Below are 23,102 nucleotides of genomic sequence, written 5' to 3'. Positions count from 1 at the left end.
ACGGCCGGTGCGGCTGGTGCGGTGGAGGCGAGAGGTTCGGTTCCTGCGGGGTTATTCTCCTCGCCATGATCATGCATCCGGAGCTGCTGGAGCGCGGGCATCCGTTCCGGCAGTGGAAGACGTGGCGGTTGCCGGGCGCCCAGCTGACGCTCACCGGCTATTCGCGGGCCAATGACAAGACGTTCTTCCACGTCCCCGAGTTGAAGCTCGGTCTTGATGCCGGGCTGGTCGAGGGTCGTCAGGTTGACACGGTGCTGCTGACGCACACGCATCTGGATCACTCGAAGGATCTCGACTTTCTGGCGACCCGTACGACCGGGGTCGACATTTACGCGCCTGACGAGGCGTTACCGTACGTGCGCGACTACCTGCGTGCCACGACCGAGCTGAACCAGGTCGCCGGCTACGACCCGGCTCTCGCCTCGGGGGTTCGGGTGCACGGGGTCCGGGCGGGGGAGGAGTTTCGCTTCGGCAGGCACGACTCTCATACGGTGCGGGTCATCGAGACCGAGCACAAAGTGCCCAGCGTCGGATATGGCGTCGCGGAGAACCGGCGAGCCCTCCTCCCGGAGATGGAGGAGCTCAAGGCGACGCTCGGCGCCGCGGAGTTCGGCCGGCTCGTCTCGGATCGGCGCAAGCAGGGCATAGCGGTCGACCGGCAGGTTCAGCGGCCGTTGTTCGCCTATCTCGGTGACACGCACGCCGACGCGCTCGGGCGCAGCCCGTGGCTTTTCGAGTATCCGGTGATCATCACCGAGTGCACGTATCTGCACGACGCGGAGCTCGATCGGGCCCGCCGGGTGGGGCACACGGTGTGGAGCCGGCTCAAGCCGTTCGTCGTGGCGCATCCGGAGATTCTTTTCGTGCTGACCCATTTCAGCCTGCGGCATTCCGATCGGGAGGTGCTGGCGTTCTTCGAGGGGGAGGGCTTGGCCAACGTGCTGGTCTGGGCTCATGCCGAGGCTCATCTGCCCGAGCAGCATCAGCAGGATCGCCTTGGGCGGCCGTGATGGTGAGGACGTCGGTGGGGCGGTGGGCCGCGTGGGGGTGGGCGGGCAGGTCGTCGAGGTGGGGGGACCAGCGGGCATGGATGGGGAGTGCTCCGGCGGCTCGGGCGCAGCGCAGGTCGGTGTCGGAGTCTCCGACGTAGGCCGTTGCCGAGGCGGGGACGCCCAGGAGGCGGCAGGTTTCCAGGAGGCCGTCCGGGGCCGGTTTGGGGTTGGTGACCTCGTCGCCGGTGACCACGACGGGAAAGTAGCCGGTCAGACCGGTACGGGCCAGCATCAGGCCGGCCAGGTGGCGGGTGGCGCTGGTGTAGAGGGCGAGTGGCATGCCGTCGTGGCGTAGTCGGCGCAGGAGTTCCGGGATGCCGGGGAACGGCCGGGTGGACTCGGCCGCGGTGGCGATGTGGGCGTGGAAGCGCTTCAGGTCGGTGGCGGTGACGGTTCTGCCCAGGAAGTGGGCCAGGACCGCTGGGGTGGGGCCGATGTGCCAGCTCGCGATCAGCAGGGCGGGGGACACGTCGGGGCCGCCGAGATCGCGGATGGTCCGTACGTAGGCGTACGGGATCGAGGTCATGGTGTCGACCAGGGTGCCGTCCAGGTCGAACACCACCGCCCGGACGGTCATGTCGCCGGCCCAGGGAGCGCGGCCTTGCGGTCCGTGACGAGGGTCACCGCGTCGAGGACGGCGGCGGTGTCGGTGAGGTCCGGCAGGACGACGTCCGCTCCGGCGGCCCGCAGGTCCGAAATGCCGGTGGTGCCGGTGGCGACCGCGACGATCCGCGCGCCGACCGCGTGCGCGGTGGCGATGTCCCGTGGGGTGTCGCCGACGAGGACGGTGTCGGTGCCGCTGTGGCGTCTGCCGAGATGCCGCTCGGTACGGTCGAAGGCGTGTACGGGCAGGTCGGTACGTTCGTAGGCGTCGTCCCCGTACGCACCGATCCGGAAGTCGACGTGGCCGGCGAGGCCGAACACCGTCATCTTCAGCACCGCGAGGGGATACAGGTTGCCGGTGAGGACCGACTGGCGTACTCCAGGAACGGCGCCCACGGCGGTCAGCGCATCGGCCGCGCCCGGCAGGACCCGACCCTCGGTGGCCAGGTCGTCGGCGCGGGCTCGCAGCTCCGTGACCAGCAGGTCGGTGAAGGCGGTGAGCAGCCCGGCGGCTGGATCCAGACTGTGAGCCCGTAACGCGTCGGTGGCGGCGGCCAGCTCGGTGCGGCCGTCGAACTGCCAGGGCTGCTCCAGCGGGATGCCGGTCGCCTTGTGGAACGCCGTGGCGTAGGCACGACGCAACTGCGTGCCGGCGTCGATGAGGGTGTGATCGATGTCCCAGAGCACCAGTAGCGGCATCTCAGTGGCTCCCTTGTCCTCCGTGTGCCCGGGCGGCACGTGCGCGAGCTGCGAACCGCGCGAGCGCCCGAGCTCCCGATCAAGGCGACGCTATGGCACGAGTGGATCGGGGATAAGGTCCGCTTCTGTTCGGGAATGTTGGCCCACTTCTGGCCGCTGGGGTGTCACCGTGCGGCGTTGAGGCCGAGGAAGCGGGTCAGGAGCCGGTCCGGGTTCGCAGGGGCAGGCGTGACAGGACGGTCATGGCGCGGGCGCTGCTCGCGACGTACCGGGGCTTGGGGTGCGCCGCCCGTACGGTCTGGACGATGAGTTTCACGGCCGGGTCGACGGGGCCTGGTTTCAGCCGGGTCATGGCCCGGCCCACGGCCTCCAGGGCGGGGGTGTAGAGGCCGGCCCGGTCGGCGGGGGTTTGGGCCAGGGCGGTGGCTGCGGCCGGTTCCGCCTTGGCGAAGATGGGGGTGTCTACCGTTCCCGGGTCGACGATCACCACGGGGATGCCCCAGGTCGCCAGCTCGACGCGGAGCGCGTGCGACAGCGAGTCCAGTGCCGCCTTGCCGGCGGAGATGGGGCCCAGGTACGGGAACGCGAGGCGGGCCGAGGCGGCGCTGACGTTGATCAGCCGCCCCCGGCCGGCCCGCAGCAGCGGCAGGAATGCCTGGATGACGTGGACGGGGCCGTAGACGTTCACCTCGAACTGGCGGCGCAGCTCCTCGGGCGGGACCAGTTCGAGCGGACCCTGGACGATCGTTCCCGCGTTGTTGATCACGGCGTGCAGGCCGTCGGTCTCCTTGGCGATCTCTTCGGCGGCGGCCTCGACGGCGACGGGATCGGTGACGTCCATCCGCACCACCCGCACCCCGGGTCGTGTCGCCAGTCGGGGGGACTCCGACCGTACACCGGCGTAGACGGTGAAGCCGAGTTCGGCGAGCCGCAGGGTGACGGCGCTGCCGATGCCGCCGGCGGCCCCGGTCACGAGTACGGACCTGTCCTTGCGCATGAGCACCTCACAGCGGCTACGACCTCGCGCGCCGCTTCCGGGGGGTGCTCGGCCAGATCTGGCCCGCCCAGCATCCCAAGATCTACGCCGAGCTGCGGCGGCTCGCCGACGACGGGCTGATCGAGGTCGACAGCGAGGGGCCGCGACGCCGTACGGCCTATCGGATCACCGGGTCCGGGGTGGCCGAGATCCGGCAATGGCTGGCCGAAGGCGACGTCGACCACACCATGCGCCTCCAGCCCCTCCTGCGGTCGCTGTTCTTCTGGCTGATGGACCCCGAGGACCTGGACAGGCATCTGCGCCGGAAGATCGAGTTCTACACGGGCATGGCGGAGCTGTACACCGCCTACGCCGAGCGCAAGGATCGCGGCGAGTTCGGCACCGCGCCTCCGGTGCAGTCGATGCGGGTGACCATCGAGGCGGGCGTCCGCCTCTCGCAGGCTCTGGCCGACTGGGCTCGATGGGTGTCCGAGCACCGGCCTCCGGCCGGGCAGCCCACGATGGACTGACTACCCGATGAGGCGTTTGCGCCAGGTGATCGGCGTGACGGTGATGGCCTGCGCCGGATCGCCGTCCCATTCGGCGGTGAGGCCGGCCTGATCCAGCGCGGCCACGACCTCGCGGCCGATGGCGGCCGTGGTGGCCGGTGAGCCGTCGAAGCCGCCGTACAGGAGGGTCAGGCCCTGTCCGCCGGCGGCGGTGGCATCCGTGCACTGCCTGTGGAAGAACACGAAGCCGCGGGCGTCCGGCGCGCCGGCCTCGCCGATCTCCGACCGGCCGCACGAACCGCAGCACGTGAAGTGCTCCTTCGCCGTGATGCCGGTGGCCGCCAGGGCTGTGAAGGCCCGGGTGAGGCGCTCGGGGTCGGTCTCGCCCTTCCAGGCGGCCTGCTCCTCGACGCGGTCCAGCCAGAGCCGGTCGGCCAGCTCACGGGCCTGTCCGGGGGTGACGGGCCGGTGATCCCCCGTGACCAGGTAGTCCGCCGCGATCTCGGCCAGCTCGGCCCTGGTCGCGTAGCCGCCGATGATCACCTCGCGGAGGCGCTGATCGAGCTTCGCGCGATCGTCCTCGTCCAGGGCCAGGGGCGGGGCGGGCTCGGGGGCGCCCAGGTCCACCGGGGTCCAGGAGAGCCCGTACCGCCAGCCGTCCGCCTGGCGCGCCCACGCGGCCATGACGGGGACCACCTGCTCGGGACCTTCGAGGAAGACCTGGAAGTGCCGGTCGGCGCCGCCGTCGCGATGCTCGACGGTGTAGTCGGCTCCGTCATGCCATACCTGCATGAACACGTTCGGCAGGTCGGGGATCCGCTGCAGGATCAGGAACCTGCGCTCGGGCCGCCCCAGAGCACCGACCAGGTCGGCGATGTCCGCCTCGGCCGGCCGTACGAACCGGTGACCGTCCTCGGTCACCGCAGTGATCTCCAGCATGCCGCCCACCCTGGCACAAACCGGTGGTCGCGGCGGCGCCGATCGATCGGGAAAAACTCTTGGGTCGGGCAGGCATAGCGGGACGGGCTCTTCCGCGTCTGAGGGGTGTCGTTCACTTGTATGGAGGTGGTCGTGGACGCCGCGGACGAGCAGCGCTTCCGCGAATTCGTCTCTGCGCGATCTCCTGCCCTGATGCGGCTCGGGTTCCTGCTCACCGGCGGTGATCAGCACGGGGCCGAGGATCTGGTGCAGGCCGCGCTGACGAAGCTGGCGGCCAGGTGGCAGCAGGTCGGCGCCCCTGAGGCGTACGTCAGGCAGATCATGTTCCGCCAGCAGGTCAGCTGGTGGCGGGCGATCGGGCGGCGGGGCGAGGTCGTCCAGGCGGTGCCGCCCGACCGGGCGGGCGCGGACCGTACTCATCAGAGCGAGTTGCGCATGGTGCTGCGCGGCGCGCTCGCCAGGCTCACCCCGAGGCAGCGCGCCGTGCTGGTGCTGCGCTATTTCGAGGACCTGCCGGAGGACCGGGTCGCCGACGCGCTCGGCTGCTCGGTCGGCACGGTGAGGAGCACCACGCACCGATCGCTGGCGAGACTTCGCCAGGTCGCCCCCGAACTGGCCGCGGAACTGGAGGCCGCCCCATGACCCGACTGCTGCGCGACACCATGGAGGAATGGGCCGGTGAGGTGCGGGTGCCGTATCACCTGGCCGACCGGGCGCTACGGAGGCGCGCCTGGTCGCCCGTCGCGGCGGCCGTGCTGGCCACGGGGCTGGCCGTCGTCGTAGCCGTGCTCGCCGTGGGGCTGCACGGCCCGAACACGACCGTACGTCCGGCGAACGGGGTGAGCGTGCCCGTCCTGCCCACGGTGACGTCCACCGACGTGCGGGCCGACATCGAGAACGCGCCGCCGAAGAGGTTCGTGGCGGCGGGCGACGTGGCCGTCTCCGCCTACTGGACCACCTGGCAGGAGCCGCTGCCCGACGGGGCGGAGCGCGTGCGGCGCACCTGGTATCTGTACGACCCCCGCTCCGACGGCTACGAGAAGACCGCCTGGGCCTGGCTGGACGTGGCCCCGGGGCTGCAACTCGCCGCGGTGCTGCAAGGGGACATGATCGGCAGGCGGGTGGGCATCCTCGACATGAACAGCAGGGAGGTCATGGCCTGGATCGACCTGGAGCACGACGTCGGCTCGCTCGTGTGGTCGCCCGACGGCACCAAGGTCCTGGCCACCGCGTATTCCCGGTATCCGGAGCCGAGCCGGAAGCGGGCGAGCCGGCACTCCTTCGACGTCGCGTTCCCGGCCAGCCCCCGGATCGGCTACTACCTCATCGACGTGGCCACCGGCGAGGCCGCCTATCACCGGCTGCCGGCCCTGGACGGCACCGTACAGCCCGGAAACTCGAACGGCCGCCAGGACCTCGGCTGGAGCCTGGACGGGTCCATGCTGTGGGAGCCCACCGACACCATGCCCGACAGGTTGTGGCTCAGCCTCGACGGCAGGCGGCAGGAGGGCCCGCCCGGCGACCAGTACATCGACTACTCGGCCTGGTCCAAGGTCTCGCCGGACGGCACGCGGGTGCTCAGCCGTGACCTGCCGCCGGCGAGGCCGGGCAAGCAGGTGGTGCTGCAGACGCTGGCCTGGGCCGACAACGACAACGTGCTGGCGCTGGGGTGCGCGGGCACGTGCGGGAGCGAGTTCGACAACGGTCTCGTGCTGGTCAGCGTGGACGGCGAGCGCACGACCCAGCTCACGGGCAACCGCGACCGCGGCGGCGACGACTCCTGGCACTGGGTGCTCACCCGGCGGAACTAGGGCGGAACCGGTACGTGCTCAGCGGCGGGATCGATCGCGGATCGCGGCCTCGATGCGGAGGCCGACGCCCACCAGGGCGATCCCGATGAAGGTGATTATCCACAAGGGCGAATTCGGGGCGCCGGAATTCGCCTGTATCACGGCCAGCAGGATGCCGCCGGCGATGGCGACGAGGCCGACCAGTCCGATCGTCTCCGGGGTCTCGTGGCGCCGCCAGTCGGGGTCGGCGCGTTTCTGCTCTTCGGTCACGGGCGGGAGCTTTTCACGTCGGCATGAGGGTCCGCCAGGAGTTGTCCGGTGCGGGGGCGCGTGGGGATGGTGAGGCGTGGTGTTCTGGTGGTGATCGAGTTGGGTTCATGCGGTGGCCGCTGATCAGTCAACCTCCTACCATCCTTCCGCTATGTGCCAATGGTGAGCTTTGTCCCGATCTATCCGATCTAGGAAAAGGCTGCCTTGATGACAAGCTCCTCGCAGGAGGATGAGGTTCGGCGGGCCGCGCCGCACACCCGGCGCAGGTTCCTGACCGTCAGCGGTGCCGCGATGGCGCTGGCGTTCGGGACGAACCTCGCGAGCGGAAACACGGCCAGTGCCGACTCGAAGAAGTTGCGCTCGGACCCGTTCGCACTTGGTGTCGCCTCCGGGGATCCGCTCCCGACGGCGGTGGTGTTGTGGACCCGCCTCGCCCCGGAGATCTTCGATCCGATGGGCGGGATGCCGGACAAGAACTACAAGGTCGAGTGGCAGGTCGCGACGGACGACAGGTTCCGGCAGGTCGTACGTGCCGGCACGGCGACCGCCCAGCCGGAATATCGCCATTCGGTGCATGTGGACGCGCGCGGCCTGGAGCCGGGCCGGGAGTACTTCTACCGCTTCCGTACCGGTTCCTACCTGAGCATGACCGGGCGGACGAAGACCGCGCCGGAGGCCCGGGACCGGGTCTCCAGGTTCCGGTTCGGCATCGCCTCGTGCCAGGCGTACCCGGACGGTTACTACACCGCCTACCAGCACCTGGCCGAGGAGGACCTGGACGTCCTGCTGTTCCTCGGCGACTACATCTACGAGAACGCCGTGAACACCGTGGCCGGCGACCGGTTCGACACCTCCGCCCAGGTGCCGGACATCTTCCAGGCCGCGCCGGTGACGCTCGACCAGTACCGGCTGTTCTACTCGCTGTACAAGTCCGACCCCGATCTGCAGGCCGGGCACGCGGCCCTGCCCTGGGTCCTCACCTGGGACGACCACGAGGTGGTGGACAACTACGCCGGCGGGGTCAAGGGCACCGTGCCGGTCGAGGACTTCCTCGTCCAGCGTGCCAACGCCTACCGCGCCTACTGGGAGCACCAGCCGCTGCGGCTGGAGCAGTTGCCGGCCGGGCCCGACGCGCAGCTGTACCGGCGGTTCGACTTCGGTGACCTGATGCAGGTCAGCGTGCTCGACACCCGGCAGTACCGGAACGCCCAGCCGCGTACCATCACCGGCGAGGCCCAGATGGACTGGCTGCTCGACGGGCTGAGCGAGTCGCGGGCCCGCTGGAACGTCATCGCCAACCAGGTGATGCTCGCCAAGCAGCGCACCACGCTCGCCAACCCGCCCGGCCTCAACGCGGACGCCTGGGACGGCTTCCCCGAGGACCGGCAGCGGCTCTTCGACGGCATCGTCGAGCGCGGGGTGGAAGGCGTCTGCGTCGTCACCGGCGACACCCACACCAACTACGCCAACGACCTGAAACTGAACTTCGACGACATGAACTCGCAGACGGTAGGCGTCGAGTTCGTCGGCACCTCGATCAGCAGCGGACGCGACGGGTTCGACACCAGCCCCCAGCTGGAGCTGCAGTTGCAGGCCAACCCGCACAGCAAGTTCGAGAACGGGCAGCGGGGCTACGTCACCTTCGACGTGAACCGCGACGAGATGCGCGCCGACTACCGGGTCCTGCCGTACGTGACCCGCCGCGGAGCCCCCGTCGAGACCCGGACCTCCTTTGTCTCCGAGCGGGCCGAGCCCGGCCTGAAGGCGGTATGACCATGACCCACTTCACTTTCCTGCGCCGGCCGCGCACTTCCGTGGCGGTCCTGGCCGCGGCGTCGGTGGCCCTGCTGGTGGCGCCCACAGTGACGCCCACGGCCGCGAACGCGGCGGCGAACACAGCGGCGAACGCGGCGGCGAACGCGAGCGGCTCCGGGCACGGGAAGCCGCCCCAGACACCCGGCATCCAGGTCTCGGTCGCCGCGGACTCGGCCGGGCTGAACATCGCCACCGGCCAGTGCGGCGGCGCCCCGATCACCGTACGGCTGACCAACCCGGGCACGCAGGCCGTCTACGCCGACGCCACGTTGTCGGCCGCCCGCCCCCTGGCGCTGCAGCGCACCGTGATCTCGACGTACCTGCCCGCGGGCTACACCGCCCAGGTCCCCATCCCGGTGACGGCGCCGCTGGGCACCGAGCCGGGGTCGTACTCGGTCAAGGTGTCGGCCGGGAAGTCCACCGCGAACGCGTCGGTCAACGTGACCGCCACGGCTCCCGACCCGAACGGCGACCTCGCCCGGTCGGCCTCCAAGATCAGCGCTTCCAGCACCCATGCCGGTTACCCCGTCTGCGGTGCGGTCGACGGGGACACCGACGGCGCGCACTGGGGCACCACCACCGGCTGGAACGACGGCAACTCGACGATCTGGCCGGACTGGTTCGAGTTGCGGTGGGACGGCCCGCAGACCGTGGGGCGCGTCACCCTGCACACGCTGAACAGCACGAAGTACCCGGCCGCGCGCTACGGGCTGAAGGACTGGGACGTCCAGACGTTCAGCGACGGCCAGTGGAAGACCGTCGCGTCGGTACGCGGCAACACCCAGGGAGTCGTCGACACGACGTTCGAGCCGGTGCGCACGACCGACCTGCGCGTGCTGTTGCTGGCAGGTAACGGCGCCAACGACTATTCGCGGATCGTCGAGCTGGAGGCCTTCGCTTCCTGACGTCGGCTCGGGAACGCCCCGGCCTGGAAACCAGGGACGGTCACCTGCGTGGCCGTCCCTCGGCGGGCCGGGATCCGGCCTCCAGGGCGAGGCGGACTCCTGGCTCCGCGGCGGTGCTCGCGGTCGGGGTCGTCGCGCTTTTCGTCAGAGGACGACAAGGAATGTTTACGTGGCTGTCATCCGGCCCTTCCATGATTTGGATAACGCGGTTATCACGTCCGGGCGCCTGAACCATGGACAGCGGGATTCGGGCGACAGATATTGGACGGGAGCGGAGGTATTTCATGGACGTGCGCCTTGATCATCTCGTCTGCTGGGTCTCGGATCAGCTCGGCTCACTGCAATTCTACGAGCAGGTGATCGGTCTGCCCGGGGTACGAGCCGAGGAGTTCAAGGATGGAAAGGCGGCTTTCCCGAGTGTGCGGATCTCGCCCGAGACCATCCTCGACCTGATGTCCTACGACGCTTCGAGGGGGGTGGACGAGGGCACCGGGGTGAACGGCACCGCCGGGCATCCGATCAATCATTTCTGCCTGGCCGTAAGCAAGGAGGATTTCGACGCGCTCCAGATTCGGCTGAAGGAGAGCGGCGTGGAGATCACCGGGACGGGCACCAACTCCTTCGGCGCCCGGGGCATCGCACCCGAGACGATTTATTTTCCCGACCCGGATGGCAATGTGCTCGAAGTCCGCTACTACGAGTGAGACGCGGACGGGTTTCGCCATTATGGGTGGAGCCCCTTTGCGCTATTACGGGTGAGGCCGGTGGCGCGGATCGGCTCTGGCCGATCCGGCCGCCCGTGAGGAGTGCGGGAGCCGTCCGTTCCTGGCCGAAGTGTCGGGCGGGTCTGGTACACAGGCGGCATGGGTGTGAGCGTTGATGAGTTTCTCGACCTGCTGGACCGGTTGCCTGACGTCCGGATGAGCCATGGAGGCGAGTGGATCGGGCTCAAGGTGCACGGCAAGGGGTTCGCCTACCTGTGGGAGGCGACCGAGACCGTCGGGCTCAAGGCAACGATCGAGGAGCAGATCGCGCTGGTGGCCGAGCGGCCCGACGTGTTCGAGGTGCAGTTCACGGCCGGGCGGTTCGGATGGGTGGTGGTGCATCTGGACAGGATCGACTCAGATGAGCTGTTCGAGTTGATGGCCGAGGCATGGTGTCTGACGGCGCCCAAGGGGATGGTGGCGGACTTCGAGGCGGCGCATCAGATCGCGCCCCGGGAGGGTGGCGTTCTGTAGGGAATTGTGGGGGTTTCGGGGGTGCTTGGTGAAAGGTGGACGTCAGGTTGCGGGAGTGGCGTGCGGGTGACGCGCCTGTGGTGCTCAGTGCTTTCCAGGTGCCCGATCTGCGGCGGCAGGCGCCCTTTCCCGTCCTCACGTTGCAGGACGCCCACGGCTGGATCGCCTCCTGGCAGGGGGCGGGGCACGCGTTCGCCGTGACGGTCGGCGGGCGGGTGGTGGGCAACGTCGCGGTGCTGGGGATCGATGGGCACGGCGGCAGCGGCTGCGTGTCCTACTGGGTGGTGCCGGCGGCCAGGGGGCGGGGGATCGCGGCGGCGGCCACCGGGGCGATGGCCCGGTGGGCGTTCGGCGAGCGCGGGCTCCGCCGGCTGGAGCTCCGACATCGGATGAACAACCCGGCTTCGTGCAGGGTCGCGGTCAAGGCCGGCTTCCAGGCGATGGGCATCGAGCGAGGCAAAGCCGGGTTCCAGGCGATGGGCGTCGAGCGGGGCAAGCCCGGATTTCACGCGATGGGCATCGAGCGGGGCCGGGGCGGTGGTGGGAGTGCGCCTTATGACGTTGAGCGGCATGTGCGGCTGGCCACCGACTGACTGGCAGTGCCCGGTCCGCTGATCTACCCTTTTCGGATGGACAGCGAGAGTCTGGCCGCGGCCGGGCTGCTGGCGGCCCTCAGCCGGGCGTCGGAGATTCTCGCGGACTTACATCACCCCTTCATAAGAAGCGAGCGTTTCTCCTATTTCCTCCCGCCGGCCGGCGTCCGCGTCGGCACCGTGTTCATGCTGCCCGACGGGCGCGAGTTGCGCTTCGAGGTCTCCATCGCGGCCACGGGCGAGTCCTTCCACGTGACAGGGGCGATCACGACCGAGGACGAGCCGCCGCTGCTCCAACTGCCGGGCAAGAACCTGGCGAACATCCACGACGGCCTGGCCGTGTTCGACGACTACGCGGGGGAGGTGGCGGCACCGGCGGCGCGAATCATCGACCGGCTACTGGACGGCATTGTCTGATTGTCAGACAATGGTCCGATGAAGAACGGACCTCTCGCCGTCATTGCCGCCTCCGCGCTGTGGGGAACCGCCGGTACGGCCGGCTTGCTCGTCTCCGCCGACTCCGTGGCGCTCGCCGCCGCCCGGCTCGTCATCGGGGGCACGGCGCTGGCCCTCTTCGCCGGCTCCGGCCTGCGCAGGGCGATCTCACCGGGATTGTTGCTGGGCGCTGTCGCGGTGGCGGCGTACCAGTTGTGCTTCTTCGCCGCCGTGGGCCGCACCGGGGTCGCGATCGGCACCGTGGTGGCCATCGGCAGCGGGCCCGTCTTCACGGGGCTGCTCTCCTGGGCGCTGCACGGCCGTCGGCCCAGTGGGCGGTGGACCCTGGCCACCACGGCCGCCGTCTGCGGGTGCGCGGCGCTGATCGCGGGCGGCGGGGCCGAGGCGGGCGGGCAGGTGCTGCCGGGAGTGCTGCTCGCACTGCTCGGCGGGCTGCTGTACGCGTTCTACGCCGTCATGGCGGCCTCCGCGATCGACCGGGGGGCCGAGTCCGGGGCGGTGATGGGAGTGATGTTCGGCGGGGCGGCCGCGATCATGGTGCCCGTCCTGGTGCTCGGCGGATTCGAGTGGCTGGCGGCGCCGCGCGGGCTGCTCGCCGTGCTCTACCTCGGGCTCGGCACCACCGCCCTGTCCTACTTCCTGTACGGCCGGGGCCTGCGCACCACCCCCGTGGCCACGGCCGCCACCCTGGCCCTGACCGAACCGGCGGTCGCCGCGCTGCTCGGCCTGGTGGTGCTGGGCGAGCGGCTGGCCCCGGTCTCGGTCGCGGGGCTCGTCCTGCTGGCACTCGGCCTCGTGGCGGTGGCCGTACCGGAAAGGGAGGCGGTGCGGTGACCATGGGGTTCGGCGTGGGCAGGCGGCCCGGCCGGGTGTCGGTGATCGGCTGTAAGGTCCGACGCATGGACGAGACATCCAGGACCCGTCATGCCGTGGACGCCTATGTCGACAGCACTGAGCGGCGTGATTGGGCGGCCCTCAGTGAACTGCTCGCCGAGGACGTGATCTACGAGATGCCGCAGACCCGCGAACGGATCCGCGGGAAAGCGGCCTTCCTCCAGTTCAACAGCGAATATCCCGGCGACTGGCACCTTGAGGTTCGGCGTGTCGTCGCCGACGGCCGCCAGGCGGCGGCCTTGCTCGACGCGCGGGTCGGCGCCGAGCACCAGGACGCATGCGTGTGGTTCGAGGTCTCCGAGCAGGGGTTGATCAGCCGGGTCACCGACTACTGGCCGGAGCCGTACGAACCGCCGTCCGGTCGCGAGCACCTCGTGGAGCGCTGGTAGTGCCTCATCCGCACTAGAGTCGCAGCCGTGACGTTGCCGCTCAGACCCGTCTCCACCGTCGGGGCCCTCGCCGACGCCCTGCGCGGCAGGGTGCTCTCCGGCGAGATCGAGCCCGGCACCTCCCTGCCCGAGCAGGAGATCGCCGCCACCTACGGGGTCGCCAGGCCCACCGTGCGGGAGGCGCTGGCGATGCTGGTGCACGAGGGGCTGCTCAGGCGCGAGCGCAACCGCAGCGCCTATGTCCCCGAAGTGACGATCTCGGATCTCGACGATCTCATGTACGTGCGCCGGCCCCTGGAGGACCTGATGGCCCAGGCCGTGGCCGGGAGGCGGGTGCCGACGGCGGAGGCCGCGCTGACCCGGATGGCCGCCTTGCCCGCCGACGGGCCCTGGTCCGAGGCCGTGGCCGAGCACATGGCCCTGCACGAGGCGCTGATCGAGGCGGTCGGGAGCCCCCGGCTGGAGCGCCTCTACGGCGCGCTGGCCGCCGAGACCAGGCTCGGGCTCGTGCGGTTGCGCGACGTGTACACGGACAGGGAGGTCCTGGTCCGCGAGCATCGCGAGTTGCTCGACGCGATCGCCGGCGGTCCGCGGGACGCCGCGCGGGCGGCGGTGGCGGCCCACCTCAGCCACTCCTGGGGCGCGCACTGAGCCACCCCCGGAATGCGCCCTGGCTGCTGGCGGGCCCCGCCCCTTGTACGGCGATTCGTACCATTGACGATGAACCCTTGCGGGACAGCCCCCGAACTCGCAAGAATCGCGCCCATGCACGGCAACCCGATGCCGGACTCCTACGTGTACGTCACGGAAGAGGGCGTCACCCGTCACTACGCGGACGGTAGCGTCGAGGCCCTCGCGTGGGAGGACGTGGTGGAGGTCCGTGTCGCGGCCGAAGCCGCCGAAGATGTCCTCTACATCCTGCTCGACCGCGACGGGGAAGGCTGCGTGGTGCCGCGTTCGGCCACGGATGCCACATTTCTCGCCCGGCTGCGCTACCTGCCCGATTTCGACCTTGAGCGACTGACAATAGCCGCCAATTCCGCGCACGACGGGGTTGTGGTCGTCTGGCGCAGCCCGGATCCGCCGTCCGCATTGCCGGATCTGGAGTACGACTAGCCCGCGATTCCGCCCCCGGCTGGCCGCTTCATCGGCCGGTAACCTGGCGAAATACCAGCGTAAACTTCACGGTCTCGGCTCCGCCGCTGCCACCTTTGGATCGTTCCGTCAAGCCCCAGAGTCACCCGACTATCGTCCGGTTGTGGACATTTGACGTTATTCCCGATGGCGGAATTGATCTTTACTCTTTAGTGGGGGCCGCCGCCCTTGATTGTGCGTGGGACTTGTCAACCCATGTGGTTCAAGGAACGTCAAGTTATCGCGGTGCACAGAGTTGTCACAGGGTGGTGCTATGAGGGTGGGGACTGGGGAGTCCGTTGCCGTTCTCCTCAAGGCCGTGCCACGCCGTGCGTCGAGCATCTGGACGCGGGCGTACCTACGGCTCCTGTTATGCGGCGACACGGTGTGCGCGCTGCTCGCGTGCCTGTGCGTGCTGGGCGTGCGACTGGGCGCCGGGGCGTTCATCCCGCTGGTCGAGTTCGTCCTGGGATTCGCGCTGGTCATCGCCTGGCCCGTCGCGCTCCTGATGGGCGGCGCCTACCGCCAGCGCGCGAACGGGGAGGGAACGGAGGAGTTCAAGGCCGTCTTCAACGGCGGCATCGGCCTGATGGCGGCCGTCGCCATCCTGGCCTACGCCACGCAGACCGCCATCGCGCGCAGCTTCGTGATGGCCATGCTGCCGCTGGCGCTGCTGATCACGCTCTATTACCGCTACCGGATGCGCAAACGTCTCCACCGAAGGAGAGCGGCTGGGGACTACATGCGCGAGGTGATCGCGGTCGGGCACCGGGAGTCGATCCTCGACCTGGTGATGCAGTTCAGGCGGCAGCCCTATCACGGAATGCGGGTGGTGGGAGCCTGCCTTCCCGACGACACGGTGGACGTCGACCTGGACGGGATACCGGTGCTGGGCTCCTTCGGCGACGTGGCGAGGGTGGTGGAGCGCGAGCGGGCCGACGCCGTGGCAGTCCTGGCCTGCCCGGAGCTCGACGGGGCCGCGCTGCGCCGGCTGGCGTGGAGCCTGGAGAGCGCGCGTACCGATCTCTTCGTGGCCCCTGCCCTGCTCGACGTGGCGGGACCGCGCATCAGCATCAGGCCGGTCGCCGGGATGCCGCTGCTGCACGTGGAGCATCCCGAGTTCGACGGCGCCAGGCAGGTCGTGAAGTCCGCCTTCGACCGGCTGGGGGCGGCGATGGCCCTCGTGCTGCTCGCGCTGCCGCTGCTGGGCATCGCGCTGATGATCCGCCTCACCAGCTCGGGCCCGGCGTTCTTCCACCAGACCAGGGTTGGCAAAGGCGGCAAAACCTTCCGCTTGGTTAAATTTCGCACGATGGTGGCTGATGCGGAGCAGCTCAAAGGCGCGCTGGTCGAGTCGAACGAGTTCGACGGGGTGCTCTTCAAGATTAGGAACGATCCAAGGATCACCCGCGTAGGCGCCCACCTGCGCCGATACTCGCTGGACGAGCTGCCCCAGCTCCTCAACGTCATCCGCGGCGAGATGTCCCTCGTCGGCCCGCGCCCGCCGCTGCCCGACGAGGTGGACCAGTACGGCGCCGACGTCCGCCGCCGCCTCGTGGTCAAGCCGGGCATGACCGGCCTCTGGCAGGTCAGCGGCCGCTCGGACCTGACGTGGGAGGAGTCCGTACGCCTCGACCTGAGGTACGTCGAGAACTGGTCGCTCATCCTCGACCTGCAGATCCTCTGGAAGACCTGGTCCGTCGTCACCCGTGGAGAAGGGGCTTACTAGCTGTGAAGGCACTCGTGCTCGCCGGGGGGTCGGGCACCCGGCTTCGACCCATCACGCACACCTCGGCCAAACAACTGGTGCCGGTCGCCAACAAACCGGTGCTGTTCTACGGCCTGGAGGCGATCGCGGCGGCCGGGATCACCGAGCTCGGCCTGGTGGTCGGGGACACCCAGGCGGAGATCGAGGCGGCCGTGGGCGACGGCTCGGAGTTCGGGCTGCAGGTCACCTACCTGCGGCAGGAGGCTCCGCTGGGGCTGGCGCACGCGGTGCTGATCGCCCGGGAGTTCCTGGGCGAGGAGGACTTCGTGATGTACCTGGGCGACAACTTCATCGTGGGCGGCATCACCGACCTGGTGGAGCGGTTCGCCAGGGAGCGGCCGGCGGCCCAGATCATGCTCACCCGGGTGGCCGACCCGACCCAGTTCGGGGTGGCCGAGCTGGACGCCGAGGGCCGGGTGATCGGTCTGGAGGAGAAGCCGGAGCGGCCCAAGAGCGATCTGGCGCTGGTCGGGGTCTACCTGTTCGGGCCGGCCATTCATGCGGCGGTGGCGGAGCTGAAGCCGTCGCGGCGGGGCGAGCTGGAGATCACCGACGCGATCGCCGGCCTGATCGAGGCGGGGTTGCGGGTGGACTCCTCGGTTATCCGCGGATACTGGAAGGACACCGGCAACGTCACCGACATGCTGGAGGTCAACCGGCTGCTGCTGGAGTCGGTCGAGCCCGGCGTGGCCGGGCGGGTCGACGCGGCCAGCGAGCTGGTGGGCCGGGTGGTGGTGGAGCCGGACGCGGTGGTCGAGCGGTCCCGGGTCGTCGGCCCGGTGATCATCGGCCGGGGCGCGCGGATCCGTGACAGCTATGTCGGGCCGTTCACCTCGATCGGGGCCGGGTGCGCGGTGGTGGACAGCGAGATCGAGTATTCGATCGTGCTGCCGAGGGCCTCGATCGCCGGGGTGGGCCGGATCGAGTCGTCGTTGATCGGCCATGACGTCGAGGTCACCCCGGCGCCGAACACGCCCAGAGCCCATCGTCTCGTACTGGGCGATCACAGCAAGGTGCAGATCAGTTCATGACAAGAGTCCTGGTGACGGGTGGTGCGGGGTTCATCGGCTCGCACTTCGCCCGCAGTTTGCATGACGTGTCCGTGACCGTCCTCGACAAGCTCACCTATGCCGGCAACCGGGCCAATCTCGACGGCGTGCCGCACGAGTTCGTGCACGGCGACATCTGCGACGCCGAGTTGCTCAGGCAGGTCGTGCCGGGTCACGACCTGGTGGTGAACTTCGCGGCCGAGTCGCACGTGGACCGGTCGATCGAGGGCGCGGGCGAGTTCGTGCGGACCAACGTGCTGGGCACCCAGACGCTGCTGCAGGCATGCCTGGAGGCGGGGGTGGCCAAGGTGGTGCAGGTGTCCACCGACGAGGTGTACGGGTCGATCGACATCGGCTCCTGGGACGAGAGGGCTCCGCTGCGGCCTCGGTCGCCGTACGCGGCCTCGAAGGCCGGCGGTGACCTGATCGCCCAGGCGTACGCGATCACGCACGGGCTGGACGTGTCGATCACCCGGTGCGGCAACAACTACGGGCCGCGGCAGTATCCCGAGAAGATCATCCCGTTGTTCGTGACGCGCCTGCTGTGCGGGCTGAAGGTCCCCTTGTACGGGGACGGCGGCAACGTGCGGGACTGGATCCACGTACGGGACCACTGCGCGGGCATCCGGCTGGTCGCCGAGCGGGGCGAACCGGGCGAGGTCTACCACATCGCGGGCACCGCCGAACTGTCCAACCGGGAGCTGACCGGGCTGCTGCTGGAGGCCTGTGGCCGGGGATGGGACCTGGTGGAGCAGGTCATGGACCGCAAGGGTCATGACCGCAGGTACTCGCTGGACGACACCAAGCTGCGGGCGCTGGGCTACCGGGCGGAGATCCCGTTCGAGCAGGGGCTGAAGGAAACCGTCCGCTGGTACGCCGATCACCGGGAGTGGTGGCTCGGTTGATCGGGTCGGTTCTCGGATTCTCGGCGACCACCACCGGGCCCCCATCCGGCACCCGGAGACAAGGACGATCATGAGGTGGCTCATCACGGGGGGCGGCGGGATGCTGGCCGCCGACACCCTCGACAGGACCGCGGTGACGGGCGAGCCGGTGCTCGCGCTCGGCCACCGCGAGCTGGACCTGTGCGACAAACGCGCGGTACGCGACTTCGTGTCGGCCTACCGCCCGCGAGTCGTGATCAACTGCGCCGCCTGGACGGCGGTGGACGACGCGGAGACGCGCGAGCCGGAGGCGCTGGCGATCAACGGGCACGCCGTGCACTGGCTGGCCGAGGCGTGCGGCCGGGTGGGGGCGCGGCTGGTGCACGTGTCCACCGACTACGTCTTCGGCGGGGACGACCCCCAGCCGTACCGGGAGGACTCACCCACCGGGCCGGTCAACGCCTACGGGCGGACCAAGCTCGCCGGGGAGCGCGCGGCGCTGGAGCATGGACACTACGTGGTGCGCACCGCCTGGCTCTACGGCGCGCACGGGACGAACTTCGTGCGCACGATGATCAGGCTGGAGGGGGAGCGGCCCACCGTCGACGTGGTCGACGACCAGCGCGGGCAGCCCACCTGGACGGCCGACGTGGCCGACTTCCTGGTCCGGCTGGCGCAGTCTGACCTGCCGCCCGGCGTCTACCACGGCACCAGCGCCGGGGAGACCACCTGGTGCGGGCTCGCCAAGGAGATCTTCACGCTGCTCGGCACGGACGCCGGGCGCGTGCGGCCGGTGTCCCTCGCCGCCTTCCCGCGGCCCGCTCGGCGACCGGTCAACTGCGTACTGGCGCACACCAGGTGGGCGCCGATCCGGCACTGGCGGGAGGCGCTGCACGCCGCCTGGCCGGTGCTGACGGGGACCACGAGGCAGGATCCGAACGGCACGAGCGCGACCCGGCAGGACGCGAAGGCGGGTCCTCAATGCAACGTGGCGTAGAACTCCTTGCACGTCTCGTAGTCCGGCAGCAGTCCGGCCACCCGGGCCTCCTCCAGCGTGGGGGCCTTGGCGTCCTTGTCCGACAGCACCGGCTCCAGACCGGCCGGCCAGTCGATGCCGATCGCCGGGTCCAGCGGGTGGACCCCGTGCTCCCGGCCCGGCGCGTACGGCTGCGAGCACAGATAGATGACCGTGGCCTGCTCGCTCAGCGCCATGAACGCGTGGCCGAGCCCCTCGGCGATCAGCAGGGCGCCCCGGGTCCCCTCCTCCAGCGTCACCGCCTCCCAGCGGCCGTAGGTGGGCGACCCCACCCGCACGTCCACGACCACGTCCAGGATCCGGCCGGACACGCACATCAGGTATTTCGCCTGGCCGGGTGGGACCGCGGCGAAGTGGACGCCGCGCAGCACTCCCGCGTTGGAGACGCTGCAGTTGACCTGGGCCACGTCCAGCCGCTGCGGCAGCCCGGCGGCTCTGAAGGTCTCGGCGAGGCTGCCCCGGGAGTCGGTGTGGACGGTGGGCCGGTGATGCCACGCGCCCTCGATGGAGAGGCGATCCATGATCGCAGCATGCCAGATTTTCTCCGCAAAACAGATAGAGAGAGGGATATTTCATGATGACCGCGGTCTTCTCTGACAGCGCCGTGACCGACGAGACCCGGCGCACCCTGCTCTTCCAGGGCGAGGTGTTCGTGTACGCGGCCTCACCCGCCACGACCGAGCTGATCAAGTTCACCCGGGAGCTGATCTCCGAGGCGTTCGGCGACCTGGACCCCGAGACCGCCCAGCACGAGATGCCGGTCGAGGACTTCGCGAAATTACTCGCCGACCTCAAGCCCCGCTTCATCCACCATCCACGGTGCAAGGAGCTGCTGCCCGCGGTCATCGAGGAGCGCGGCTGCGACCTCGGCCAGACCTATTTCGACGTGCCCAGGCTGCGCACGTCCACCTCCAACGACTACCTCGTCTCCGGCATCTCCTACGCCTTCCACCCGCATCGCGACTGCTGGTACTCGGCGCCGTTCAGCCAGGTCAACTGGTGGATCCCGGTCTACGACGTGGTGCCGGAGAACGTCATGGCCTTCCACCCGCGCTACTTCGACCAGCCGGTGCGCAACGGCAGCGCGGGCTACGACTACGCCGAGTGGAACCGTACGAGCCGGGTGAGCGCGGCCAGCCACGTCCGCAGCGACACCCGCGTGCAGCCCAGGCCCGAGGAGCCGATCGAGCTGGAACCGCAGGTCCGGGTGGTGCCGGAGGCCGGCGGCACACTCATGTTCTCCGGCGCCCAGCTCCACTCGACCGTGCCGAACACCTCCGGCCGGACCAGGTTCAGCATCGACTTCCGCACCGTGCACCTCGCCGACGTGCGCGCCCACCGCGGGGCGCCGAACGTGGACGCCGAGTGCACCGGCACCACGCTGCGCGACTTCGTGCGCTGTAACGATCTGGCCGCGATGCCCGAAGAGCTCGCGCTGGACTACGAGGCCCGGGCCCTGGCTGGAGTGAGCTGAATGACCGCCTGCCGACTGTGCGGCGCGAGCGGGCTGGCCGGGGTCGTGGACCTCGGGGCGACCCCGCCGTGCGAGCTGTTCCTGACCGCGGAGGCGCTCGACGCGCCCGAGCCCACGTACCCGTTGCACCTGAAGGTCTGTACGACGTGCTGGCTGGCGCAGCTGCCGCCGCTGATCACGCCGGAGGAGACGTTCACCGAGTACGCCTACTTCTCCTCCTACTCGACCTCCTGGGTCGAGCACGCCCGCCGGTTCGTGGACGGGGCGGGGCTGCGGCCGGACTCGTTCGTGGTGGAGGTGGCCAGCAACGACGGCTACCTGCTGCAGCACGTGGTCGCCCGGGGCGTGCGCTGCCTGGGCATCGAGCCGTCCGCCAACGTCGGCAGGGCCGCCATCGACAAGGGCGTGCCGACGCTCACGGACTTCCTCTCGCCGGAGGTCGGCCAGCGGGTGCGGGCCGAGCACGGGCCCGCCGACCTGGTGGTGGCGAACAACGTCTACGCCCACATCCCGGACATCGTCGGCTTCACCCGGGGCCTGCGCGCGCTGGTGGCCGACGACGGGCGGGTCTCCATCGAGGTGCAGCACCTGCTGACGCTGATGGAGCTGAACCAGTACGACACGATCTACCACGAGCACTTCCAGTACTACACGGTCGCCTCGGCGCAGCAGGCGCTGGCCGCCGGCGGGCTGCACCTGGTGGACGTGGAGCTGCTGCCCACGCACGGCGGGTCGATCCGGCTGTGGGCCCGGCCGGAGGAGGCCCCGGTCTCCCCGCGCGTGGTCGAGGTGCTGGCCAGGGAGAAGGCCGCCGGGCTGCACGAGCTGTCGGGGTATGAGGACTTCGCGGCCCGGGTGGCCAAGGTGCGGCGGGACCTGCTCAGGTTCCTCATCGACGCCGCCGACGCCGGGAAGACCGTGGCCGGGTACGGGGCCCCGGGCAAGGGCAACACGTTGCTCAACCACTGCGGGATCCGGCCGGACCTGCTGGCGTACACGGTTGATCGCAATCCGTACAAGCACGGCAAGTTCACTCCCGGGTCGCGCATCCCGATCCACGCGCCGGAGCGCATCGCCGCCGACCGGCCCGACTACGTGCTCGTCCTGCCCTGGAACCTGCGGGACGAGCTGGTCGAGCAGCTCGCCTACGTCCGCGAGTGGGGCGGTGCGCTGGTCTTCCCCATACCGAGTCTGGAGGTCGTCGCATGAAAGTCGTCCTCTTCTGCGGCGGGCGCGGCAGCCGCATGCGCAGCGACCTGCCGGGTGGCGACATGCCCAAGCCGATGCAGCTGGTGGGCCCGCGCCCGCTGGTCTGGCATGTCATGCGCTACTACGCGCACTTCGGGCACAAGGAGTTCATCCTGTGCCTGGGCTACGGCGCCCAGCACATCAAGGACTTCTTCCTCACCTACCAGGAGACGGGGTCGAACGACTTCGTCCTGCGTGACGGGAAGATCGAGCTGCTGTCCACCGACATCTCCGACTGGCAGGTGTCGTTGATCGACACCGGGCTCGACTCCCCGATCGGCGAGCGCTTACGCAGGGCCCGCCCCTACCTGGGCGGGGACGAGATGTTCCTGGCCAACTACGCCGACGTGCTCACCGACGCGCCGCTGCCGGACATCATCGAGCGCTTCGCCGCCTCCGAGGCCGGGGCCTCGATGATGGTGGTCCCGCCGACGAACACCTTCCACGTGATCGACGTCAGCGAGGGCGGGCTGGTCGGCGGCATCACCCCGGTCAGCCAGATGCCGCTCTGGGTGAACGGCGGCTTCTTCGTGCTCCGCCAGGACGTCTTCGACCACATCCCGGAGAACGGCGACCTGGTCGCGGACGGCTGCGCCGAGCTGGCCAAGCGGGGGCGGCTGCTGGCCTACCCGCACCGCGGCTACTGGCGGCCGAGCGACACCGTCAACCAGCGGCTGGAGCTGGATCGTTCCTGGGCGAGAGGCGAGCGGCCCTGGGCGCTGTGGGAAGCATGATCGGACTGCGGCCCGCGGCGCGGGACGGGATCGTCGCGCTCGGCGCCCACTGCGACGACATCGCGATCGGGGCGGGCGCGAGCCTTCACACCCTCTGCGCCGCCCGCCCGGGGCTGCGGGTGGACGCGCTGGTCCTGTCCGGCGGGGGGACCGAGCGCGAGGACGAGGAGCTGGCGGCGCTCACGGCCTTCTGTCCCGGCGCCGACCTGCGGCTCACCGTGCTCAAGCTGCCCGACGGGCGGCTGCCGGCGCACTGGGACGAGGCCAAGAACGCCCTGGAGGACCTGCGCGCCAGGACGCGGCCCGACCTGATCTTCGCCCCCTGGAGGGGCGACGCCCACCAGGACCACCGCGGCCTGGCCGAGCTGGTGCCGACGGTCTGGCGCGACCACCTGACGCTGGGCTACGAGATCGTCAAGTGGGACGGCGACCTCGGCCGGCCCACGGTCTACCAGCCGCTCGCCGACGGCGTGGCCGAGACCAAGGTAGGCCTGCTGCAGGAGCACTACCCCTCACAACGACACCGCCCCTGGTACGACCGCGAGACCTTCCTGGGGCTCGCCCGCATCCGGGGCATCGAGTGCAACGCCCGCTACGCCGAGGCGTTCCACGTGAACAAACTGACCATTGATCTGGCTGGAGGCTGA

Annotated in this window: 27 protein-coding genes and 2 pseudogenes; 23 read left to right on the top strand and 6 right to left on the bottom strand. The window is 69.9% G+C overall.

Annotated features, from left to right (window positions below; translation table 11 throughout):
• Positions 1 to 65: 65 nt before the first annotated feature.
• A pseudogene (locus tag BLS95_RS59525) lies at positions 66 to 542 on the top strand (MBL fold metallo-hydrolase); the annotation flags it as partial.
• A gap of 334 nt (positions 543 to 876) precedes the next feature.
• On the opposite strand, the gene BLS95_RS57895 reads toward BLS95_RS59525, so the two are convergent.
• The 3 genes from BLS95_RS57895 to BLS95_RS16415 all read right to left on the bottom strand — a co-directional run bounded on the left by BLS95_RS57895 (position 877) and on the right by BLS95_RS16415 (position 3,351).
• Entirely contained in the window at positions 877 to 1,629 is a 753-nt protein-coding gene (locus BLS95_RS57895; RefSeq protein ID WP_090931963.1) for an HAD family hydrolase, read from the bottom strand.
• Entirely contained in the window at positions 1,626 to 2,354 is a 729-nt protein-coding gene (locus tag BLS95_RS16420; RefSeq protein WP_090931961.1) for an HAD family hydrolase, read from the bottom strand. Before BLS95_RS16420 ends, BLS95_RS57895 begins: the two co-directional genes overlap by 4 nt.
• A 196-nt stretch (positions 2,355 to 2,550) precedes the next feature.
• Positions 2,551 to 3,351 carry an SDR family NAD(P)-dependent oxidoreductase gene (locus BLS95_RS16415; protein ID WP_090931959.1) on the bottom strand — a complete coding sequence of 267 codons (801 nt, stop codon included), beginning with the start codon at positions 3,349 to 3,351 and terminating at the stop codon, positions 2,551 to 2,553.
• Positions 3,352 to 3,368: 17 nt separating this feature from the next.
• Between BLS95_RS16415 and BLS95_RS59025 the strand changes: the two are divergent.
• Both BLS95_RS59025 and BLS95_RS59020 read left to right on the top strand, forming a co-directional pair.
• Positions 3,369 to 3,533, top strand: a pseudogene (locus tag BLS95_RS59025) (PadR family transcriptional regulator); the annotation flags it as partial.
• A gap of 45 nt (positions 3,534 to 3,578) precedes the next feature.
• Positions 3,579 to 3,860, top strand: a complete 282-nt coding sequence (locus BLS95_RS59020) for a hypothetical protein (RefSeq protein WP_281250006.1) — start codon at positions 3,579 to 3,581, stop codon at positions 3,858 to 3,860.
• On the opposite strand, the gene BLS95_RS16405 is transcribed toward BLS95_RS59020, so the two are convergent.
• Entirely contained in the window at positions 3,861 to 4,778 is a 918-nt protein-coding gene (locus BLS95_RS16405; protein ID WP_090932085.1) for a DUF6891 domain-containing protein, read from the bottom strand.
• Positions 4,779 to 4,898: 120 nt separating this feature from the next.
• On the opposite strand from BLS95_RS16405, the gene BLS95_RS16400 reads away from it, so the two are divergent.
• Positions 4,899 to 5,420, top strand: coding sequence for a SigE family RNA polymerase sigma factor (locus BLS95_RS16400; RefSeq protein WP_218135795.1), 522 nt, complete (start codon positions 4,899 to 4,901; stop codon positions 5,418 to 5,420).
• The gene (locus BLS95_RS16395; RefSeq protein WP_090931955.1) at positions 5,417 to 6,589 is read left to right on the top strand and encodes a hypothetical protein; all 1,173 of its coding nucleotides are present in this window, start codon (positions 5,417 to 5,419) and stop codon (positions 6,587 to 6,589) included. The genes BLS95_RS16400 and BLS95_RS16395 overlap by 4 nt, the downstream gene beginning before the upstream one ends.
• Positions 6,590 to 6,607: 18 nt before the next feature.
• Here BLS95_RS16395 and BLS95_RS16390 read toward each other — a convergent pair whose 3' ends face one another.
• Positions 6,608 to 6,838 carry a hypothetical protein gene (locus BLS95_RS16390; protein ID WP_090931953.1) on the bottom strand — a complete coding sequence of 77 codons (231 nt, stop codon included), beginning with the start codon at positions 6,836 to 6,838 and terminating at the stop codon, positions 6,608 to 6,610.
• A gap of 207 nt (positions 6,839 to 7,045) precedes the next feature.
• Here BLS95_RS16390 and BLS95_RS16385 point away from each other — a divergent pair, with 207 nt between their 5' ends.
• From BLS95_RS16385 to rfbD, 14 genes are all read left to right on the top strand, one after another.
• Complete coding sequence (locus tag BLS95_RS16385) at positions 7,046 to 8,611, top strand: alkaline phosphatase D family protein (RefSeq protein WP_090931952.1); 1,566 nt, start codon at positions 7,046 to 7,048, stop codon at positions 8,609 to 8,611.
• A 2-nt stretch (positions 8,612 to 8,613) separates the two neighbouring features.
• Positions 8,614 to 9,558 carry a discoidin domain-containing protein gene (locus BLS95_RS16380; protein WP_143043733.1) on the top strand — a complete coding sequence of 315 codons (945 nt, stop codon included), beginning with the start codon at positions 8,614 to 8,616 and terminating at the stop codon, positions 9,556 to 9,558.
• A gap of 284 nt (positions 9,559 to 9,842) precedes the next feature.
• Entirely contained in the window at positions 9,843 to 10,262 is a 420-nt protein-coding gene (locus BLS95_RS16375) for a VOC family protein (RefSeq protein WP_090931948.1), read from the top strand.
• Positions 10,263 to 10,421: 159 nt separating this feature from the next.
• Positions 10,422 to 10,796, top strand: a complete 375-nt coding sequence (locus tag BLS95_RS16370) for an MmcQ/YjbR family DNA-binding protein (RefSeq protein ID WP_090931946.1) — start codon at positions 10,422 to 10,424, stop codon at positions 10,794 to 10,796.
• Positions 10,797 to 10,831: 35 nt separating this feature from the next.
• A complete protein-coding gene (locus BLS95_RS16365) occupies positions 10,832 to 11,389 on the top strand; it encodes a GNAT family N-acetyltransferase (protein ID WP_090931944.1) in 558 nt (185 codons plus the stop codon).
• A 36-nt stretch (positions 11,390 to 11,425) separates the two neighbouring features.
• The gene (locus BLS95_RS16360; protein ID WP_090931942.1) at positions 11,426 to 11,806 is read left to right on the top strand and encodes a hypothetical protein; all 381 of its coding nucleotides are present in this window, start codon (positions 11,426 to 11,428) and stop codon (positions 11,804 to 11,806) included.
• Between the two features lie 18 nt (positions 11,807 to 11,824).
• Entirely contained in the window at positions 11,825 to 12,679 is an 855-nt protein-coding gene (locus tag BLS95_RS16355) for a DMT family transporter (protein WP_090931940.1), read from the top strand.
• Positions 12,680 to 12,744: 65 nt separating this feature from the next.
• Complete coding sequence (locus tag BLS95_RS16350) at positions 12,745 to 13,128, top strand: nuclear transport factor 2 family protein (protein ID WP_090932081.1); 384 nt, start codon at positions 12,745 to 12,747, stop codon at positions 13,126 to 13,128.
• 27 nt (positions 13,129 to 13,155) lie between these two features.
• Complete coding sequence (locus BLS95_RS16345) at positions 13,156 to 13,779, top strand: GntR family transcriptional regulator (RefSeq protein WP_090931938.1); 624 nt, start codon at positions 13,156 to 13,158, stop codon at positions 13,777 to 13,779.
• Between the two features lie 114 nt (positions 13,780 to 13,893).
• The gene (locus tag BLS95_RS16340) at positions 13,894 to 14,244 is read left to right on the top strand and encodes a hypothetical protein (RefSeq protein WP_090931937.1); all 351 of its coding nucleotides are present in this window, start codon (positions 13,894 to 13,896) and stop codon (positions 14,242 to 14,244) included.
• Positions 14,245 to 14,536: 292 nt separating this feature from the next.
• Complete coding sequence (locus BLS95_RS16335) at positions 14,537 to 15,991, top strand: sugar transferase (RefSeq protein ID WP_090931935.1); 1,455 nt, start codon at positions 14,537 to 14,539, stop codon at positions 15,989 to 15,991.
• 2 nt (positions 15,992 to 15,993) lie between these two features.
• Positions 15,994 to 17,061, top strand: a complete 1,068-nt coding sequence (locus tag BLS95_RS16330) for a glucose-1-phosphate thymidylyltransferase (protein WP_090931934.1) — start codon at positions 15,994 to 15,996, stop codon at positions 17,059 to 17,061.
• Complete coding sequence (gene rfbB, locus BLS95_RS16325) at positions 17,058 to 17,984, top strand: dTDP-glucose 4,6-dehydratase (RefSeq protein ID WP_090931932.1); 927 nt, start codon at positions 17,058 to 17,060, stop codon at positions 17,982 to 17,984. Before BLS95_RS16330 ends, rfbB begins: the two co-directional genes overlap by 4 nt.
• A 70-nt stretch (positions 17,985 to 18,054) precedes the next feature.
• A complete protein-coding gene (rfbD, locus tag BLS95_RS16320; RefSeq protein WP_090931930.1) occupies positions 18,055 to 18,960 on the top strand; it encodes a dTDP-4-dehydrorhamnose reductase in 906 nt (301 codons plus the stop codon).
• On the opposite strand, the gene BLS95_RS16315 is transcribed toward rfbD, so the two are convergent.
• The gene (locus BLS95_RS16315) at positions 18,942 to 19,520 is read right to left on the bottom strand and encodes a dTDP-4-dehydrorhamnose 3,5-epimerase family protein (RefSeq protein ID WP_090931928.1); all 579 of its coding nucleotides are present in this window, start codon (positions 19,518 to 19,520) and stop codon (positions 18,942 to 18,944) included. The two genes, rfbD and BLS95_RS16315, sit on opposite strands and share 19 nt — an antisense overlap.
• A 53-nt stretch (positions 19,521 to 19,573) precedes the next feature.
• Between BLS95_RS16315 and BLS95_RS16310 the strand changes: the two genes are divergently transcribed.
• Genes BLS95_RS16310 through BLS95_RS16295 form a run of 4 tightly spaced genes read left to right on the top strand, consistent with a single transcriptional unit; the run spans position 19,574 to position 23,102 of the window.
• Positions 19,574 to 20,473 carry a phytanoyl-CoA dioxygenase family protein gene (locus BLS95_RS16310; protein ID WP_245765079.1) on the top strand — a complete coding sequence of 300 codons (900 nt, stop codon included), beginning with the start codon at positions 19,574 to 19,576 and terminating at the stop codon, positions 20,471 to 20,473.
• Positions 20,474 to 21,682 carry a class I SAM-dependent methyltransferase gene (locus BLS95_RS16305; RefSeq protein ID WP_090931926.1) on the top strand — a complete coding sequence of 403 codons (1,209 nt, stop codon included), beginning with the start codon at positions 20,474 to 20,476 and terminating at the stop codon, positions 21,680 to 21,682.
• On the top strand, positions 21,679 to 22,455 hold the full coding sequence (locus tag BLS95_RS16300) for a glycosyltransferase family protein (protein WP_090931924.1): 777 nt from the start codon (positions 21,679 to 21,681) through the stop codon (positions 22,453 to 22,455). The genes BLS95_RS16305 and BLS95_RS16300 overlap by 4 nt, the downstream gene beginning before the upstream one ends.
• On the top strand, positions 22,452 to 23,102 hold the full coding sequence (locus tag BLS95_RS16295; RefSeq protein WP_090931922.1) for a PIG-L deacetylase family protein: 651 nt from the start codon (positions 22,452 to 22,454) through the stop codon (positions 23,100 to 23,102). The genes BLS95_RS16300 and BLS95_RS16295 overlap by 4 nt, the downstream gene beginning before the upstream one ends.

This window comes from Nonomuraea jiangxiensis (assembly GCF_900099965.1).
GTDB classification, from domain to species: Bacteria; Actinomycetota; Actinomycetes; order Streptosporangiales; family Streptosporangiaceae; genus Nonomuraea; species Nonomuraea jiangxiensis.
Note: the sequence above shows the minus strand (reverse complement) of the source record. Positions and strands in the feature narration are given on the sequence as shown.